Source organism: Mycobacterium talmoniae (genome assembly GCF_001854525.1).
Taxonomy (GTDB): domain Bacteria; phylum Actinomycetota; class Actinomycetes; order Mycobacteriales; family Mycobacteriaceae; genus Mycobacterium; species Mycobacterium talmoniae.
In genome coordinates, this window is record NZ_MLQM01000116.1 from 1 (window position 1) to 17,352 (window position 17,352).

The window sequence follows — 17,352 nt, forward strand, 5'->3', positions numbered from 1 at the left end:
CCAACACACCCCACCCACCCCCCCCCCGCCCACTCCCTCACGCGCTCCGGCCCCGACCGCCAGCCCCCACGGAATCACCCCCTATCAAGCCGCCGGCAGCGCCGGATGTGTATAAGAGACACCACCGGCCCCGCCCCCAACGCGCCCTCGGCCGCGCCAGCGACCTCCGACGCCTCCGCTGTCCCCATCGAGGCGAGCCCCGCCGTGAGCAGCGGAGCAAACTGATAGATGACGCCGCTAGCGAGGAACGGCAGTGAACTCAACTGCTCGAAAGGCAGCCCCACGGCACCGGCAAAGGTGTTCAGCGCCGTACCGAGCGGGCTGTCCAGCATGCCCAGCAGTGACGCAATCGGGTCAACCGACGCCGTTCCGGAGGCCAGTCCGTGCAGTGCTTGGGGCACGGTGGCCACCGCCTGTGCCAAACCGCCGGTGCTGGCCGCCTGACCGACCGCGGCGGCCTGGGCGCCGACCCCCGCGGGGTTGGTGTTTTGCGGTGCCGGGCTGAATGGAGTCAACGTGGTGGCGGTGGCCGAGGCGCCGGCGTAGCCGTACATCGCGGCGGCGTCTTGGGCCCACATCTCGGCGTAGTGCGCCTCGGTGGCCATGATCGCCGGGGTGTTTTGCCCAAGGAAATTGGTGGCGACCAACGACATCAGCAACGCCCGGTTGGCCGCGATCACCGGCGGGGGCACCGTCGCGGTAAACGCCGCCTCGTAGGCCGCGGCCGCCGCGCGAGCTTGGTTGGCGGTCTGCTCGGCCGCGGTGGCGGTGGTGTGCATCCACGTCACATACGGGGTGGCCGCCGCGGTCATCGATGCTGCCGCCGGGCCCTGCCACGAGTCGCCGGTGAGTTCGGCGACCAACCCCTGATACGAGGTGGCCGCTGACCCTAATTCCGACGCCAGCCCATCCCAGGCCGACGCGGCGGCCAGCAGTGGCCCCGAGCCCGCGCCCGCATACATCCGCCCGGAGTTGACTTCCGGTGGCAGGGCAGCAAAATCCACGGCAACCCCTCCTAGCTGACTGGCCGGTGCAAGGAGGGTGTGGTCCCTGACACGCGGCTACCAGTGTTGTGAGGTGGTTCACGTTAGGTCCGCGGCACGGGCGCGCGGTATGTCTGTTGGCCTTGTCTTTGTGGCGAGACATGTGCGACGACACACACCTGGTGTCCTGCGCTCCGGGCGCCCCGGTTGGGGTCGGTGAAACCGCTCGTGGCCACGTAGTCATGCACGCCAGCCGGCGCACCCCGCCGGTGCGCGAATGGATCAAGAAAGTCCTGTAGTCGTCGGCACTTGGCCGGCGAATCTCACGAAACGGACGCTCGCGCAGAACCTTCCCGCGCGGACCGACTCCGGGGGATCATGCCCGCGACGTCTGCTCGTCGCTGCGACGTCCGCGTTTGGTCGCGGCCCGATCGGGCTCGATTCGTTCGTTGTGGTTGTGCATTGCGCGGTAGGCATAGAAGTACACGGTCAGCATGAACGCCCAGGTCGTGAGCGCGATGATGTAGAAAATCGTGTGGTTCTCGTCATCGCCGGGGATGTGGTAGAAGTCGTACATCGCGGCGACGAGGCTGCCGGCCACAGTGGCGATCAGAACCCAGATCGCCTGTGCGCGTTCATCGATACTCCACAGCCGCCACGCGAAGTACGCCAGGAACACCGCGGTCAGAGCGTTCATCACGACATAGAAGACCGCCCAAACAAGACTGATCGGCTGGGCGAATATCGCCAAATACAGGCCCGCCACCGTGGCGAGTGCGAACACGGCGATATCGGTTGCGCGGGAGGGCTTGTACCGGTGGGTGACTTTCATCAAGCCCAGCACGAGAATCAACGTGATACCAAACGACCTGGAGAACGCGTCGAAGAAGAGCATGAGGTGATAACTCGGGCTGGCGTGGTTGATGCCAGTCAATCCCAGCAGGATGACGTTGGTGCCGGAGGTCGCCACAATGATCCATTCGAGGCCGAGAAGGTAGTTCCGGTAATTCCGCAGGAACTTCCACCCGTAGACGAATCCGGCGTAAGCCATCCAGAGATCGGCGAGTAATAGCAGCGCCATCTTGAGATCCATGTTTGCCTCCTGCGACTGAGAACCCGGTCAGTGGCGCGCAACGCGATCGGCGAGACGGTCGCCGAACCAGGCCAGGGTCAGCGCCGGTGAGCTGACCAGGCTGGGCCAGAATCCGCCGCGGCCGTGCCAGATTGTTTCCAGGTCCGCGGGCATGGGCTCGCCGCAGAGTCTGCCCGCGAGCAGGTGACCGACGTACTGGGCTTGCGCAAAGCCATGTCCGTTGCAGGCCAGCGAGTACAGCACGTTGGACGAGGCCTGCCCCGCGACGGGCAGCCAGGTGGAACTCATGCCGATCCAGCCGCCCCACGCCCGTCGCGGCGCGACATCGCGCAGCCCGGGGAAGCGTTCGCGGAAACCGCGAACGAGGTCGTCCACCACGACGGTCGAAGGGGTGCGCGGGATTAACGACCCTCGGGTGGTCTCCAGGCGCCGGGTGCCGAAGACGATCGTGTTGCGCGGGGAGACCCGGTAACTCTCCAGGATCATGTGCGCGGTCACCAGCGGTGCGCGACTGGTCCAACCGATGGCGTCGAGGCGTTCGGGGGCGATCGGCTCGGTTTCCACAAGCGAGGTCCACACCGGGGACACCAACCGGCGGGGCGTGATCGAGAGATCCTTGCCGTAGGCATTGGCGGTGAGCAACGCCTGCTTGGCCCGCACGCGGCCATTGAGTGCCTCGATGGTTACCCCGGCGGTGCTGTCGGTGACGTTCCGCACCGGAGTGTGTTCGAATACCCGTGCCCCCGAGGCCAAGACCGCGCTACGCAGCCCGAGCACGTACTTCGCCGGGTTCAAAGTTCCACCGACGCCCTCTCGCATGCCGCCGAGGAACCCGTCCGGGAGGCCCGCGGCCCTGCCCTCGACAAACTCCGCCGACGACCCGGCGTCGGCCATGATCTTTGCGTTACGCCGCGCCTTACGCAGTTGCCCCTTCGACACCGCGGCCTGCACGATGCCGGCCTTTTCGAAGTCGCAGTCGATGGAACGGTTCGCGATGGCGTCCTGGGTGAATTCCACTGCCGCTTCCGCGAACTGGAACAGCGCGCGGACCGTGCTGCGGCGGAACAACAGGGCCAGCAACGCGGGGTCGGCCGCGATCGAGTTGGTCACATACCCCGCGTTCCGTGAGCTCGCGCCCCACCCGCAGGTTTCGGCTTCGAGCAGCACCACGTCGGCACCGGACTCGGCGAGCCGCAACGCTGCCGTCATACCGCCGACGCCGCCGCCGATGACGGCGGCATCACACGTTACGTCCTCGGCGAGCGCAGGCTCGCCGGTGCTGGGCAGTTCGGCCCAACCGGTTTTCGTCAAGAGGTCCATGTGTGCTTGTCGACTTTCAGACTCGGCCCGAGGACAGCGAGTTGCTCGGGACCCGCGATGTCACCGCGCTGCTTGGGGTGACCACTGCCTCTACGACCTCGTGCAGTGGCGACCCGCCGGCGGCGGCGAGCGTCTCGTAAAACTTCTCCGGGGCGGCCCAGTCCTCCGGCGCCAACACCCCCGACTGTTCGTCCAGTTCGTCGAGTGCTAACACCATGAACGCCGCGGTGGCCGCACCGGTAAGCGACGCCATCGTGGTCCACGCCGTACCGGGTCCACTCACCGGCGCCCGACGCACCGAAACCACCTGCTGCCCGTCGCGTTTGCCGGTCACCCGCACATAGTTAGTCCCGCGGAACGGGGGGTGCTTGCGTGCCGCCGACATCGCCAGGAACTTCAGCACCTCGACCGCGCCGATCTCGCCACGGCGAACGGTGCCCCAGAGCCCCGACAGCGCATGCCTCCACACCTTGGGTGAGCCGGTTTTGTCGGTCAGCAAGTCGTTGAGGAAGTCGATGGCCTCGTCCATCGAGATCTTGCCCCGCTGCACCCCCACCGCGACGCCGCGCATGATGCCGTTGGTCGGGGGCGGATCGAGTGCACCCAGCACCCGGATCCGGTCGGCGCCCGGCCAGCGTCGCGGCATCGTCACCGGCTCCGGATGCGCGCACTCGTAGAGACGGTAGGAATCGCCAAGGGTGTTGCCCAGTGCGAACACATCCGTCTCCAAAAAGGTCTGATGAGTCACCGACCGGCCGTGCTCCCAGGTCTGACACGGTCCGGCAAAACCCCGGATCGCATGATCGAGCACGGCACGCCCAAACGGGACCGGACCCTCGTCACCGGTCACCCAGCACACGTCGATGCGTTCGACGGTGTCCACATCGCGGGCCGCGTCGGCCGCCATCACATTGGTAAACCCGGGCGAAGCACCACACCCGACGAGGATCGGCACGCCGGCGTCCTTCGCTTGGGCATCGAGTGCCAGCGCCGCGCGCGTGCTCGCCTCGTCATCGTCGAGATCCAGGTAGGGCACCCTCTTCTCGATACACGCCGCCATGACCGGCTCGGCGGTGCGGTTGTAGGGACCCGCGCCGAGAACGACAAGTGCGGCACCCTCGACCGTGTTGCGAAGAGCGGCCCCGTCGAACAGGTCGAGCGAGCCCGCCGTCGCCGACCCTGCGGGCAGGCTCGTGACGACGGCGTCGAGGGATTCCGGCCGGATGTCGTACAACTCCAGCTTCCAGTCCTTATCGCCGGCCGTCTTCGCGAAACGATCGATCGCGACACGACACATATCACCGGCCGCTCCGATGAAGACGATGCGTTTGGTGGATCGCTTGGTGGTCATGAGATGAGGCTAAACGTATACTTACATGATGTCAATGACGCTGTGTAAGTATGGGGCGGTTGCCGGGTAGGATGACGCCACCATGTCGAGGCGACCGAAGCACGACCCCAAAGAGTCCGAGCGCGAGATTCTGCGAGCGGCCGAAGAATTCCTGCGGGAACACCCCTTCCGCGACATGACCGTCGAGGCGGTGATGAGCCGCACTGGGCTCAAGCGCCCGGCTTTCTACGCCCACTTCCGCGACCGCCATGACCTCGCCCTGCGTGTTGTTGACGAGATGGGGGGCGAACTGCGTGAGATGGTCGACCGGTGGCTGCAGGGCGATGACTTGGTCAACGATGCCCGGGCTGCCTTCGAGGGGCTTGCCGACGTCTACACACGACACGGACCCGTGCTCAGCGCCCTGTCCGATGCGGCCGGCAGCGACGAGAAGGTCGAGGCCGCGTATCAAGGGATGGTTCAGGGGTTCATCGACGCGACCGCGCACCAGATCCGCGTCGACCAAGCCCGCGGCCGCATCAGCGAGCACATCGACACCCTGGAGACCGCGCGAGCCCTGGTCTGGATGGACGAGCGCTACCTCACCCAAGCCCTGGGACGAACTCCGCGCGCGGATCCGGCGCGGGTGGTCGACGTGCTGTACAACATCTGGATGTCCGCGCTGTACGGTCAAGTCCCGCAGCGTGTTACCGGTGAATAGCGGCCGAACGTAACGGATCCAGGACGCGGGTGAGGAAGTCGAGCTGGTCGGCCAGCGCCCGCCGCTGCCAGGGGTTTTCGAAGGTATCCAAGTGGTCGATGGGGTACTCGCGCAGCTGCGCCCAGTAGCCGGCCTTCCTGGCGGCGCGGCGCGCCGCATTGGGTGGTGCGACGCGGTCGTTGGTGCCGAGTTGCATCAGCATCGGACAGGCCAGGCGGCTGGCGAAGGTGGTGGGCCGGTTGAATCCGACTTGCAGTGCGGTACGCGCGCAGACCTCGTTGCGCCAGGTCGGGCCGGCGATGCTGAGGCTGGCTTGCTCGGCGCCGGGGGCCGTCACCATCGCGGTTGAACCAGGCTGTCCGACAACCGGAACGCGATGCGGCGCGCGTCCTGCGACGGCACGGGCCGCGTCGACCAGCCCGTGCACGGTCAGCCGCGCCAGCTGGCCGGGCCCGCCGCGGCGGAAGATATCGGCCAGGGTGGCGCATCCGTCGGTGGCCGGGTTCATCGACACCAGGGCCGCGACACGGCGATCCTGCGCGCCGACGGCGATCACGTGCCCGCCGGAATACGAGTAGCCCCAGAGCGCGATCCGGTCCCGGTCGACGCCGGGCAGGTGCCGGGCCGCCGCGACGGCAGCGTGGTAGTCCTGGCGCTGACGCCGGACCGAAACATCTTGGCGGGGCATGCCCTCGGAGTCGCCGAAGCCGCGGTAGTCGAACACCAATGTGTCGATACCGGCGTCGGCGAAGGGCTCGGCGTAGGCCAGTAGGCCGGTGTCGCGGGTGCCGCCGAAACCGTGCGCCATGACGACACACGGTCGCCCGGCCGGACCGGTCAACGCGTCGGTACTGGCCCGCAGATGCCAGGCGGCGCACCAAATGCCGTGGCTGGTGAACCTGAGATCCTTGGTCGCGATCGCGGCGGTCATGACGCCAGCACGGCCGGTTGGGTGGCGGCGAACTTCAACGCGGGGTCCTCGACCGGGCCGTCGCGCAGCCGCTCGACATCCAGTTCGTAGGCGTGCTTGAACGCCCAGGGGCCCCTGGTGCCGCCGCGCGGGAACTTCGCGATCGCCCGCTGCACATAACCCGAACTCATGTCCATGGCCGGCACCCGCTCCATATCCGGATCGTCAAGCACCGGTACCACGGTGTCGTGGCCGCGGGCGTCCATGTAGTCGAGCAGCCGGCAGAAATGCTCGCAGACCAGATCCACCTTGAGCGTCCAGGAGATGTTGGTGTAGCCGACGGCGAATGCCAGGTTGGGCACGCCGGAGAGCATCATCGCCTTGTAGATCGTCGTGTCCGGCCAATGCACCGGCCGTCCGTCGACAGCGAGCGACATCTTGCCGAACGGCACCATGTTGAGTCCGGTTGCGGTGACGACGATGTCGGCGGTCAACTCCTGGCCCGATTCCAGCAGGATGCCGGTCGCGGTGAAGCGTGCGATCCGGTCGGTGACCACCGAAGCCTTCCCTGACGAGATCGCCTTGAACAGATCGCCGTTGGGCACCATGCACAGCCGCTGGTCCCACGGGTCGTAGCGCGGGGTGAAGTGGGTGTCGACGTCGAAGTGCTTGGGCAACTGGCGGCGCACACCGGCGATCAGCAGCCTGCGCATCAGCTTCGGGGCGCGCTGGCAGGCCTTGTACATGCCGCGGCTCATCGCGATGTTCTTGCGCCGGATGATCCGGGACGCGCGGTCACGGCCGAGCAGCGTGTTCAGCGTGTTGGCGATCGCGTCCTCGGCCGGAATCGAAAACACGTAGCTCGGCGAGCGCTGCAGCATGGTGATGTGGCGCGCGGTGTCCGCCATCGCCGGGATCAGCGTGACCGCCGTTGCACCGCTGCCGATGACCACCACGCGCTTGCCGCGGTAGTCCAGATCCTCGGGCCAGTGCTGCGGGTGGATCAGCTGGCCGGCGAAGTCCTCCACACCGCGGAAGTCGGGGGTAAAGCCCGCCTCGTGGTCGTAGTAGCCGGTACCCAGGAACAGGAATCGGGCGGTGAACGTCATTGTCTCGCCGGAACCCGCATGGGCGGCGGTGACCGCCCAGCGGCCCTTCGCGGAGCTGAACTCGGCACCGAGCACCCGGTAACCGAACCGGATGTGCTCGCCCAGACCGTTTTCGGTGACGATCTGCTGTAGGTAGTCCAGGATGAGGTGCCCGTCGGCGATCGACTTGCGGTGCGTCCACGGCTTGAAGCTGTAGCCGAAGGTCGGCATGTCGGAGTCCGATCGAATGCCCGGGTACTGGAACAGGCTCCACGTCCCGCCCACCGAGTCGTGGGCCTCCAACACCAAAAACGAGGTCTGCGCGCGGCGGGTCTTGAGGTGGTAGGCCGCACCGATACCCGAAATTCCCGCGCCGATGATCAGCACATCGACATCGGTGGTCTGCGTCGGGCTGGTGGTCGCGATCGTCACGGTGAGGTCTCCTGACGCGGGACGGCAAGGCGGTAAGTGCGCTTCACGGTAGTGCCAACACCGGCCGCGCGATATGTCCGCTCGCACCGTCCTTGTGGCGAGATATGTGCGGTGACACACTCAATTTTATGAACGGTGCACCGGTGTCGACCGAGATCATCGAGCTCATGGGCGATGTGGCCGAGTTGATGCTGGCGGAACTCGACGAATTGGTCGCCGAGATGGATGCCGCGGAGATCGAACTGAGCCCCTTTGTCGGTACCGATGCGGCGTTGACCGCGGAGATGACGGCGAGCAACCGCGCCAACGCCGCGCGGGTGCTCAGCATGTTTGCCCGTCGCGACGCGCGGCCCACCCCCATCGACGTCCCGCCGGAGGCGCTCGATGTCGGCCGTACCGTCGCGCGGCGCGGTATCGATCTCGACGTGATCTTCCAGTCCTACCGGCGTGGGCAGAACATCGCGTGGCGGCGCTACATGGCACACGCCACCCGTATCGTGTCCTCGGGCCCGCTGCTTTTGCAGCTGCTGGAGGTGTCCTCGCAACGCATCTTTGAGTACGTCGATCATGTGATCGGTCGCGTCATCGCCGAGGCGCAACGGGAGCGCGAAGAGGTGCTCGGTGGTGCGCTCGCGCGCCGCACCGAAACCGTCCGGCTGATCCTCGACGGCGCCCCGATCGATAGCCGCCGTGCCAGTGAGCGCCTGGCATACGAACTCGCCCGGCGCCACACCGCACTCGTGCTGTGGGCGCCGCCGGCCGGGGAAGTCCAGGGCGCCCTGGAGTCCGCCGCCACCATCCTGGCCCAGGCCGCCGGTGCGCGTCGGCCACTCACCCTGCCGGCCGGCACCGCCACGCTGTGGGCGTGGTTGGGTACCGACTCCGACCCGGCACTGGATGCCCTGCGTGACGCCATCGGTCAGGCGCAACCCAATATCCGTGCCGCGGTGGGTCCCACCCGGCCCGGCATCGCCGGCTTCCGGCGCTCCCACGCCGCGGCACTCGCCATCCACCGTCTGCTCGCCGGGCACCCCGGCGGTGCGCGGGTCGCGCTGTACCACGAGATGGAAGTCACCGAGCTGGCCGCGCAAAACCTCGACCGGGCAGCCGAATTCGTCGCGGCTACACTCGGCCCGCTGGCCGCCAACAACCCCAGCGCGGCGCGCCTGCGGGAGAGCCTGCGGGTGTTTCTCGACGAAGCCGAGAACGCACCGCGCGCGGCGGTCCGGTTGCACACGCACCGCAATACGGTGCTGCAGCGCGTGGGCCGCGCGACCGAGCTCCTCGGCCACCCGCCCGGCGAGCGCCGGCTGGCGGTTGAACTCGCCCTCGAACTCGCCCACCAGATCGGACCGCGGGTCCTCACCCAGACGTGAAGTGCTGGGTCACAGTGATATTCGCGCGGTGACCTGGATCTCGACCAGCGCGCCCGGAACGGCCAGTTCGCAAATCCCGACCGCGGTCCAGGCGGGATACGGGGCGGGCACGAACGTGTCCTTGACCGCACCGAACGCACCGACGTGCGCCTGCAGGCCGACGTGGTAGGTGGTCATGTCCACCACGTTCGCGAACGTGAGGTCGGCCTCGGCGAGCACACCGCGAAGGTTTTCGAAGGCCAAGGTGAACTGTGCGGTCGGGTCCTCGGGGACACTGAGATCCGGCCGGATGCCGATCACCCCCGAGCAGCGCAGGTAATCGCCGTCGATGACGGCGGGTGCGAAGTGATGGGTGTCGTAGATCGGCTGCATCCACGCCGGGATGACTACTTTCATGGCGGCTTCTCCCGGAGTCAGCGCAACTGGTCGTAATAGCTGGGGTGGTACGGCTCGCCCGGTGTCATCGACGGGTCGTTGAGTCCGGTGATGTCATAGCTGAAGTCCACGGGCCCGGTCGGCAGGGGCCGGTAGAACAGCTGGTCGCCGAAGAACCGGAAAACCAACGTGTGGCGTTCCGGGCAGTCCGGGGTCACCGGAGCCCCGCCGTGCAGCGCCCCGGAGTGGAACACCAGCGCATCACCGGGCTGCAGATCCCAGGAAATGACATCCCACGACGTCGGGTCCGTGGCGCGGTCGGCCTCGATGTCGGGCAACCGGGGCCAGTCGGTCTCCAACCACAGCGGCTTGGTTTTGTCGCCGGCATCGGTGTAGCTCGTGCCGTTGTACTGGGTGCCGCGGTGGGAGCCCCGGACGATTTCGAGCACGTTCTTGCGGGGAAGCTTCTCGAAGCTGATCCAGATGTTGAGCAGGTGCGGCCCGTTCGCCGGCATGTACGAAGTGTCCTGGTGCCACGGGGAACGGCCGGCCTTGCCGCCCTTCTTGATGAAGAGTTCCTCACCCAGGAACCACACATGCTCGGAGTCCCACAGGGACGCTACGAAATCGGCCAGTCCCAACTCCTTGATCGTCGCCAGGTGCACCTCGCGGTTCTCCGGGTTGCCGTAATCGTTGAAGTGCTCGTCCTCGGTACCGGCATAGGCCAGGCCGTGCTGTGGGCTTGGGTGGGCGATGCCATAGTCGAAAGACTGGCGGACCCGGGTCAGCTGCTGCGGCGTGAACAGGCCCCGCACGACGATGCCGCCGTCCTCGGCCAGGTCCCGCTTCATCTGGTCGGTCACGTCAATGTGTTCGGTCACCGGCATGTTCGTCCTCCTTCGAGGCCCGATCGATGCTCCGGTCGAGCCGGGTTCAGCTAGGCACCATCACGTCATAACAGTTGTGATGTTCATTACAAGTGTTATGTTTTAGCTGCCCACGATGCGCCTGTCAAGCCTCGGAGTGTTCGCATGCCCGCCAGGAGAGCCGCCGCAACGCCGACCCGACCCGCGCGGCACGACGAGGTCGTCGACGCCGCAGTACGGGTGATCGCCCGCGACGGACTGTCTGGTGCGTCCCTGCGCTCGATCGCACGCGAGATCGGCTACACCACCGGTGTGGTGATGCACTACTTCAAGGACAAACAAGAGCTGCTGGTGGCGGCCGCCGAAGCGGTCTTCGGGCCCTTCGAGGACCTGCTGTCGGAAGCCGCGCTGATGGACGACACGTTCGCCGGGCTCCAGCGCATGTGCGTGGTCCCACTGCCCACCACCGAGGCCAAACAGGCCATTCCGCGGATCTATGCGCAGGTGCTCGCCAACGCCGAAACCGAACCGGCGTTCGCGGAGGCCTTCCGCGCGCGATACGCCGCCATCCGCCAGGGCATCCAATCCCTGCTGGCTGTCGGCCAAGAAAACGGCTCGTTGCGGGCAGACTTCGACCCCGCCGCCCAATGCGACATCCTGTGCGCGCTGATCGACGGGCTGGCCCTGCACGCGGTCAGCGAACCGGAGAGGTTTCCGCCCCCGCGGCTGGTGGCCCTGGTGACCCAGGAACTGGAGAAGCTGCGCCGACAACCTGCTTCAGGTATTGGTGTGGAAGCCGGGCGCCTGTTCGCCGGCCCATGATACGATCCTGAATCGTGTTCGAGAACACGCCTGCCCGCTCTGCCCCGGTGCAGCGGCGCGGGATCGAGCGGGTGAAGGCCATTCTTACGGCTGCCGAGGAGTTGCTCGACAAGGGCGGCTACGAGGCGGCGACCCTCAAGGCGATCGGTGAGCGCGCAGGCATCCCGACCGCATCGGTTTACCACTACTTCGCCGACCGACGTCAGGTCGATGTCGAGGTCATTCGGCGCCACCTGCGTGAGGTCGATGCGCGCGTTGCCACCGCGCTGGAGCGCCCGAAGGTGCGCACCCTGCGCGACGCCGTCGACGCGGTCATCGACTCGCTCGTCGCCTACTTCCGCAAGCATCCCAGCTTCGTTGCGCTGTGGTTCGCGGGGGCCTATAACAACGCGACACTCGGTGAACTGGACCACGCATTCGACATGTCGCAGGCCGAGCGATTGTGGCGCTTCCTCATTGAGCGAAGCCTCATCGATGCCGAAACCCCGCAACTCGTCGTCCAGCTCGCCTACGAGGCCGGTGACCGACTCTTCGACGTCGCTTTCCGACGCTCCTCCAAAGGGGACAATGTCACGATCGACGAGGCTCGCCGCCTCGTCGCTGCCTACCTCGAGACCTACGCGCCGAAGGCTCAATAGCTAACTCGCTGACGCGACGGTCTTGCGTCGAATCCTCACTCATCCGGACATCTCCACGGCCAGATACGCGACGCCGGCCGCGCTGGCGACCAGCAGGGTGATGGACCCCCATAACGGCCGCTGCTGCCGGCACCAGGGCCCGCAACCCTTGCGTTCGCCGGCGCGCACGAGTCGGGTTTCGCGCGAGCAGGATGGCGCCCGCGCCGGCGCCTTCACCCCCGAAGGCTGCAGTCGTTCTACAAGGCGCTGGAGCAGCGGTGGTGTCCCACGCGCCGAGATCGCCCCGTCGGTACCCTGACTGCCGTCGGCGACTGTGTCATCGCACATAGTTCGCCACGAAATCGGGGCGGGTAGACATGTCGCAGATGTGCCTGCCGGTCTTACCGTGTTCCATGGCGGAAATCGACGTGTGCCTCACCCGACCTCCGTCGGGTTGGCGGCGTTGTCCTGCCACCCCGACGGCTACCACGAACGCTGATGATCGCATTGGCCTGTCGGAATTCCAATGCCGTGGCTATCCGATTGAGAAAAAGGGGACGCGCTTTGCCAATGACTGAGAGCCCTGAGGCACTGGCCGTTGACGCCGATGCGGTGTCGCGATGGCTCGTCGCGCTCGGCGTTGAATTCGCGGCGCCGTTGCACTTTCAGCGGATCGGGCTCGGGCAGTCGAATCTGACCTACCGCGTCACCGATGCCGCGGGCCGGTCGTGGGTGCTGCGCCGCCCGCCGGTGGGGCAGTTGTTGGCCTCGGCCCACGATGTGGTGCGCGAGGCGCGGATCATGGCGGCACTGGCCGACACCGACGTACCGGTCCCGCGCATCCTCGGTGTCACCGCGGATTCCGAGTTCTCCGAGGTGCCGTGGGTGCTGATGGAGTTCGTCGACGGGTTGGTGGTCGACACGATGGTGATCGCCGCGGCGATGACACCGCGGCAGCGTCGACGGATCGCGCAGTCGATGCCGCGCACGTTGGCTCGCATCCACGCCGTCGACCTGGCACGGGTCGGACTCGACGACCTGGCCAGCCGCAGGCCATACGCCCAGCGCCAGCTCAAGCGGTGGTCCGGCCAGTGGGAGTTGGCCAAGACTCGGGAGTTCCCGGACCTGGAGGATCTGACCCGACGGCTGTCAGCCGCCGTTCCGGTGCAGCGCGAGACCTGCTTGGTGCATGGGGATTTTCATTTGCGCAACCTGGTCACCTCCGTGCACACCGGACAGGTGACGGCGGTCTTGGACTGGGAGTTGTCCACGTTGGGCGACCCGCTCGCGGACATGGGCACGCTGCTCACCTATTGGCCCGAACCCGGGGAGATGACGGGTGGCGACTTCGCGCCGTCGACGCTGCAGGGTTTTCCCGATCGCGCGGAGATGACCCGGGCGTACCTGGAGGCGACCGGGCGCGATCCGGCGGCGCTGCAGTTCTGGCATGTGCTTGGGCTGTGGAAGCTGGCGATCATCGCCGAAGGAGTGCTGCGCCGAGCGCTCGACGAGCCCCAGAACAAGGCCGCCGCGGGAACGCCGACCGTGGAACAGATCGACGCGGTGGTGCGGCAAGCCCGCGAAATCGCCGACGCGGCAGGAATTTAGATCACAGGATTTGGAGGTTTGATGACGGCAATCGCTGAGTATGCGGTCCGCCCGGAGGTCCGCTACTTCCTGGGCCGCGGCAAGCGGCTTCTCATCGGTGGGCGGTGGGTCGACGTGGTGTCGCGGCGCACCTTCGCCACCGTGGATCCGGCCACGGGCGCCACCCTTGCTGAGGTCGCGCACGCGGAGGCTGCCGACGTGGACCGGGCGGTGCGTGCCGCCCGTGACGCGTTCGACGATGGGCCGTGGCACACGATGCCACCCAACGAGCGGGCTCGATTGCTGTGGCGAGTCGGCGACCTGATCGCCGAGCGGGCCGCGCAATTCGGCGAACTGGAGTCGCTGGACAACGGAAAATCGGCGGGCGTCGCGACGGTGGTGGACGCGGGCTTGGCCGCCGACGCGTTCCGGTACTACGCGGGCTGGGCCACCAAGATCGCGGGCAGCACCGTCAATGTGTCCATGCCGTTGGCACCCGCCGGCCAGTTCCACGCCTACACGCTGCGGGAGCCGGTCGGGGTGTGTGGGCTGATCGTGCCGTGGAACTTCCCCCTGCTGATGGCGGCATGGAAGCTGGCCCCCGCGCTGGCCGCGGGAAACACCGTGATCCTCAAACCGGCCGAACAAACGCCGCTGTCGGCGCTGCTGCTCGGTGAGATCTTTTGCGAGGCCGGGTTCCCACCCGGGGTGGTCAACGTCGTCACCGGTGCTGATCCGTTACGTCGCCGCCGGGCTGTGCCATTCCGACCTGCACCTGACCGACGGGGACCTGCCGCCGCGGTATCCGATCGTCGGCGGGCACGAAGGCGCCGGCATCATCGAGGAAGTCGGACCCGGGGTGACCAAGGTCAAGCCCGGCGATCACGTGGTGTGCAGCTTCATCCCCAGCTGCGGGCACTGCCGGTACTGCGCCACCGGTCGGCAGAGCCTGTGCGACCTGGGCGCGACCATCTTGGAGGGCTGCATGCCCGACGGTAGCTTCCGGTTCCACGGCGGCGGGCAGGATTTCGGCGCCATGTGCATGCTGGGCACCTTCTCCGAGCATGCCATCATCTCCGAGCACTCGGTGGTCAAGATTGACGACTGGCTGCCGTTGGAGACCGCCGTCCTGGTCGGCTGCGGGGTGCCGACCGGCTGGGGCAGCGCCACCTACGCCGGTGAGGTCCGCGCTGGGGACATCACCGTCATCTACGGCATCGGCGGCATCGGTATCAACGCCGTGCAGGGCGCGGTGCACTCCGGCGCCAAGCACGTCGTGGTGGTCGACCCGGTGGCGTTCAAGCGGGACACTGCGCTGAAATTCGGCGCCACCCATGCGTTCGCGAGTGCGACGGAAGCCGCGGAGAAGGTGACCGAGCTGTCCTGGGGGCAGGGCGCCGATCAGGCGATCGTGACCGTCGGCGTGGTCGACGAGGCCGTCGTTTCGGCGGCGTTCGACATCGTCGGCAAGGGCGGTACGGTCGTGGTGACCGGCCTGGCCAACCCGGAAAAGCTGACCATCCACGTGTCCGGCATGATGCTGACGCTGATGGAGAAGACCATCAAGGGCACACTGTTCGGTTCGGCCAACCCGCAATACGACATCGTGCGGTTGCTACGCCTTTATGACGCCGGCCAACTCAAGCTCGACGAACTCATCACCACCCGCTACCGGCTCGAGGACGTCAACCAGGGCTACCAGGACCTGCGCGACGGCAAGAACATTCGCGGCATCATCGTGCACGCGTGATGGGGGACTCCGTTCCGTCGTCCGGCCGGGAGTCCTATGCACGGGGGGAGAACGAGCCGCCTCTGCTGGAGATGACGATCGGTGCCAACCTGGCTGACACGGCGGCAAGGTTTCCGGACCGTGACGCTCTGGTCGATGTTCCGGCACAGCGGTGCTGGAGCTACGCGGAATTGCTAGCTGACGTGCGGCGGTTGGCCAGCGGGCTGCTACGGGCCGGTATCGGACCAGGTGACCGGGTAGGAATTTGGGCGCCGAACTGCGCCGAGTGGGTGTTAGTGCAGTACGCGACCGCCGAGATCGGCGCGATCCTGGTGACCATCAACCCGGCCTACCTCGCCCACGAACTGCGTTTCGCGCTACAGCAGTCCGGTGTCGTGATGGTGATCGCCGCGACGGGTTTCAAAGCCTCCGACTATGTCGAGCTGTTGGGTGAGGTGGCGCCGCGGTGCCCCGACCTGCGCGAGGTCGTGTTCGTCGACAGCAAGCGCTGGGCCGAACTGGCGGGTGCGGAGGTCGATCCGCCCACATTGGCGGGGATCGCCGCAATGTTGCACGCGAACGACCCGATCAACATCCAATACACGTCCGGCACAACGGGACACCCCAAAGGTGCCACACTGAGCCATCGCAACATCCTCAACAACGGCTATCTGGTAGGCGAGTTACTGGGATACACCGAGGCAGACCGGATCTGTATCCCGGTGCCGTTCTACCACTGCTTTGGCATGGTGCTGGGCAACCTGGCGGCCACCAGCCACGGTGCGGCCATCGTGATCCCGGCGGCGAGCTTCGATGCGGCCGCCACACTGCGCGCGGTGCAAGATCAGCGGTGCACCAGCCTGTACGGGGTGCCAACCATGTTCATCGCCGAACTGAATCTGCCGAACTTCGCTGATTACGACCTGACCAGCTTGCGCACCGGAATTATGGCTGGATCGCCGTGCCCCGAGGCGGTGATCCGCGCGGCGATCGAGCGTATGCATATGCCGGGGGTAGCGATCTGCTACGGGATGACTGAAACCTCACCAGTGTCCCTCCAGACCCGAGCCGGCGACCCAGTGGCGCGACGCGTAAGCACCGTCGGCCGGGTCTGCCCACACCTGGAGATCAAGGTGGTCGACCCGGCCACGGGCGAGACGGTACCGCACGGCGCGACCGGCGAGTTGTACGTCCGTGGCTATTCGGTGATGGCGGGCTACTGGAAGGAGCCCGAGAGGACAGCCGAGACGATCGATGCGGACGGTTGGATGCATACGGGTGATTTGGCGATCATGGACGATGACGGTTACGTGCAGATCGCGGGCCGGATCAAGGACATGGTCATCCGCGGAGGGGAGAACATCTCTCCGCGGGAGATCGAGGAGTTCCTCCACACCCATCCCGACATCCGCGACGCGCAGGTCATCGGTGTCCCCGATGAAAAGTACGGCGAGGAACTGATGGCAGTGGTCACGTTGCGCACGGGCGCGCCCGAGTTGACGATCCAAGCTCTGCGCCAGTTCTGCGCACACCGACTCGCTTACTTCAAGATTCCGCGCTACCTGCGGGTGGTCGACGAATTTCCCATGACGGTCACCGGCAAGGTCCGCAAGGTCGATGTGCGACGGCAGGCGATCGAGTACCTCAGCGGGTAACGCTGGCCAACCGAGTAGCTTAAGGAGGGCAAGATGTCTGGGTGGGGTGGGAATCCGTCGTTTGATGTGTTCCGGTTGCCGGAGGAGCATGATGAGCTTCGGGCGGCGATTCGGGCGTTGGCGGAGAAGGAGATCGCGCCGTATGCCAAGGATGTTGATGAGCGGGCCCGGTTTCCCGAGGAGGCGTTAGCGGCGCTGAACGCGTCGGGGTTTAATGCGGTGCATGTGCCCGAGGAGTACGGGGGGCAGGGCGCGGATTCGGTGGCCGCGTGCATTGTGATCGAGGAAGTGGCGCGGGTGGACGCGTCGGCGTCGCTGATCCCGGCGGTCAACAAGTTGGGCACGATGGGCCTGATCTTGTCCGGGTCGCAGGAGCTTAAGGCGCAGGTGTTGCCGTCGTTGGCGTCGGGGGAGGCGATGGCCTCTTATGCGCTGAGCGAGCGGGAGG

The 17,352-nt window shown here is 66.6% G+C and carries 15 protein-coding genes and 3 pseudogenes; 9 read left to right on the forward strand and 9 right to left on the reverse strand.

Annotated features, from left to right (window positions below):
- Nucleotides 1-320: 320 nt before the first annotated feature.
- From BKN37_RS30205 to BKN37_RS18530, 4 genes and pseudogenes are all read right to left on the reverse strand, one after another.
- Nucleotides 321-1,004, reverse strand: a pseudogene (locus BKN37_RS30205) (PPE family protein); the annotation flags it as partial.
- Nucleotides 1,005-1,359: 355 nt separating this feature from the next.
- Nucleotides 1,360-2,076 (reverse strand): transporter, encoded by a 717-nt coding sequence (locus BKN37_RS18520; protein WP_071028435.1) that lies wholly within the window; start codon nt 2,074-2,076, stop codon nt 1,360-1,362.
- Nucleotides 2,077-2,103: 27 nt separating this feature from the next.
- Entirely contained in the window at nt 2,104-3,396 is a 1,293-nt protein-coding gene (locus tag BKN37_RS18525; RefSeq protein WP_071028436.1) for an NAD(P)/FAD-dependent oxidoreductase, read from the reverse strand.
- 16 nt (nt 3,397-3,412) lie between these two features.
- Nucleotides 3,413-4,747 (reverse strand): saccharopine dehydrogenase family protein, encoded by a 1,335-nt coding sequence (locus BKN37_RS18530; protein ID WP_071028437.1) that lies wholly within the window; start codon nt 4,745-4,747, stop codon nt 3,413-3,415.
- A gap of 82 nt (nt 4,748-4,829) precedes the next feature.
- Between BKN37_RS18530 and BKN37_RS18535 the strand changes: the two genes are divergently transcribed.
- Nucleotides 4,830-5,447: a TetR/AcrR family transcriptional regulator gene (locus BKN37_RS18535; protein WP_071028438.1), complete on the forward strand. Its 618-nt coding sequence runs from the start codon at nt 4,830-4,832 to the stop codon at nt 5,445-5,447.
- Here BKN37_RS18535 and BKN37_RS18540 read toward each other — a convergent pair.
- Both BKN37_RS18540 and BKN37_RS18545 read right to left on the reverse strand, forming a co-directional pair.
- Nucleotides 5,434-6,378, reverse strand: coding sequence for an alpha/beta hydrolase (locus tag BKN37_RS18540; RefSeq protein WP_071028439.1), 945 nt, complete (start codon nt 6,376-6,378; stop codon nt 5,434-5,436). The genes BKN37_RS18535 and BKN37_RS18540 overlap by 14 nt on opposite strands.
- A complete protein-coding gene (locus tag BKN37_RS18545; protein WP_071028440.1) occupies nt 6,375-7,877 on the reverse strand; it encodes a flavin-containing monooxygenase in 1,503 nt (500 codons plus the stop codon). The genes BKN37_RS18540 and BKN37_RS18545 overlap by 4 nt, the downstream gene beginning before the upstream one ends.
- Before the next feature lie 128 nt (nt 7,878-8,005).
- On the opposite strand from BKN37_RS18545, the gene BKN37_RS18550 reads away from it, so the two are divergent.
- Complete coding sequence (locus BKN37_RS18550) at nt 8,006-9,253, forward strand: PucR family transcriptional regulator (RefSeq protein WP_071028441.1); 1,248 nt, start codon at nt 8,006-8,008, stop codon at nt 9,251-9,253.
- Between the two features lie 9 nt (nt 9,254-9,262).
- On the opposite strand, the gene BKN37_RS18555 is transcribed toward BKN37_RS18550, so the two are convergent.
- Both BKN37_RS18555 and BKN37_RS18560 read right to left on the reverse strand, forming a co-directional pair.
- Nucleotides 9,263-9,649 carry a RidA family protein gene (locus tag BKN37_RS18555; RefSeq protein WP_071028442.1) on the reverse strand — a complete coding sequence of 129 codons (387 nt, stop codon included), beginning with the start codon at nt 9,647-9,649 and terminating at the stop codon, nt 9,263-9,265.
- Between the two features lie 17 nt (nt 9,650-9,666).
- Nucleotides 9,667-10,515: a phytanoyl-CoA dioxygenase family protein gene (locus BKN37_RS18560; RefSeq protein WP_242657290.1), complete on the reverse strand. Its 849-nt coding sequence runs from the start codon at nt 10,513-10,515 to the stop codon at nt 9,667-9,669.
- A 144-nt stretch (nt 10,516-10,659) separates the two neighbouring features.
- Here BKN37_RS18560 and BKN37_RS18565 point away from each other — a divergent pair, with 144 nt between their 5' ends.
- Both BKN37_RS18565 and BKN37_RS18570 read left to right on the forward strand, forming a co-directional pair.
- On the forward strand, nt 10,660-11,316 hold the full coding sequence (locus tag BKN37_RS18565) for a TetR/AcrR family transcriptional regulator (RefSeq protein WP_083341888.1): 657 nt from the start codon (nt 10,660-10,662) through the stop codon (nt 11,314-11,316).
- A gap of 14 nt (nt 11,317-11,330) precedes the next feature.
- Entirely contained in the window at nt 11,331-11,954 is a 624-nt protein-coding gene (locus tag BKN37_RS18570; RefSeq protein WP_071028444.1) for a TetR/AcrR family transcriptional regulator, read from the forward strand.
- Between the two features lie 39 nt (nt 11,955-11,993).
- Here BKN37_RS18570 and BKN37_RS30210 read toward each other — a convergent pair whose 3' ends face one another.
- Nucleotides 11,994-12,122 (reverse strand): hypothetical protein, encoded by a 129-nt coding sequence (locus BKN37_RS30210; protein ID WP_278184960.1) that lies wholly within the window; start codon nt 12,120-12,122, stop codon nt 11,994-11,996.
- 381 nt (nt 12,123-12,503) lie between these two features.
- On the opposite strand from BKN37_RS30210, the gene BKN37_RS18575 reads away from it, so the two are divergent.
- From BKN37_RS18575 to BKN37_RS18590, 5 genes and pseudogenes are all read left to right on the forward strand, one after another.
- Nucleotides 12,504-13,541 carry a phosphotransferase family protein gene (locus tag BKN37_RS18575; protein WP_071028445.1) on the forward strand — a complete coding sequence of 346 codons (1,038 nt, stop codon included), beginning with the start codon at nt 12,504-12,506 and terminating at the stop codon, nt 13,539-13,541.
- Between the two features lie 21 nt (nt 13,542-13,562).
- A pseudogene (locus BKN37_RS27940) lies at nt 13,563-14,249 on the forward strand (aldehyde dehydrogenase family protein); the annotation flags it as partial.
- Nucleotides 14,248-15,270, forward strand: a pseudogene (locus tag BKN37_RS18580) (NDMA-dependent alcohol dehydrogenase); the annotation flags it as partial. The pseudogenes BKN37_RS27940 and BKN37_RS18580, both read left to right, overlap by 2 nt.
- Entirely contained in the window at nt 15,267-16,904 is a 1,638-nt protein-coding gene (locus BKN37_RS18585) for an AMP-binding protein (RefSeq protein ID WP_423212810.1), read from the forward strand. The pseudogene BKN37_RS18580 and the gene BKN37_RS18585, both read left to right, overlap by 4 nt.
- 33 nt (nt 16,905-16,937) lie before the next feature.
- The coding region (locus BKN37_RS18590) for an acyl-CoA dehydrogenase family protein (RefSeq protein WP_194074219.1) at nt 16,938-17,352 on the forward strand (415 nt) is incomplete at its 3' end.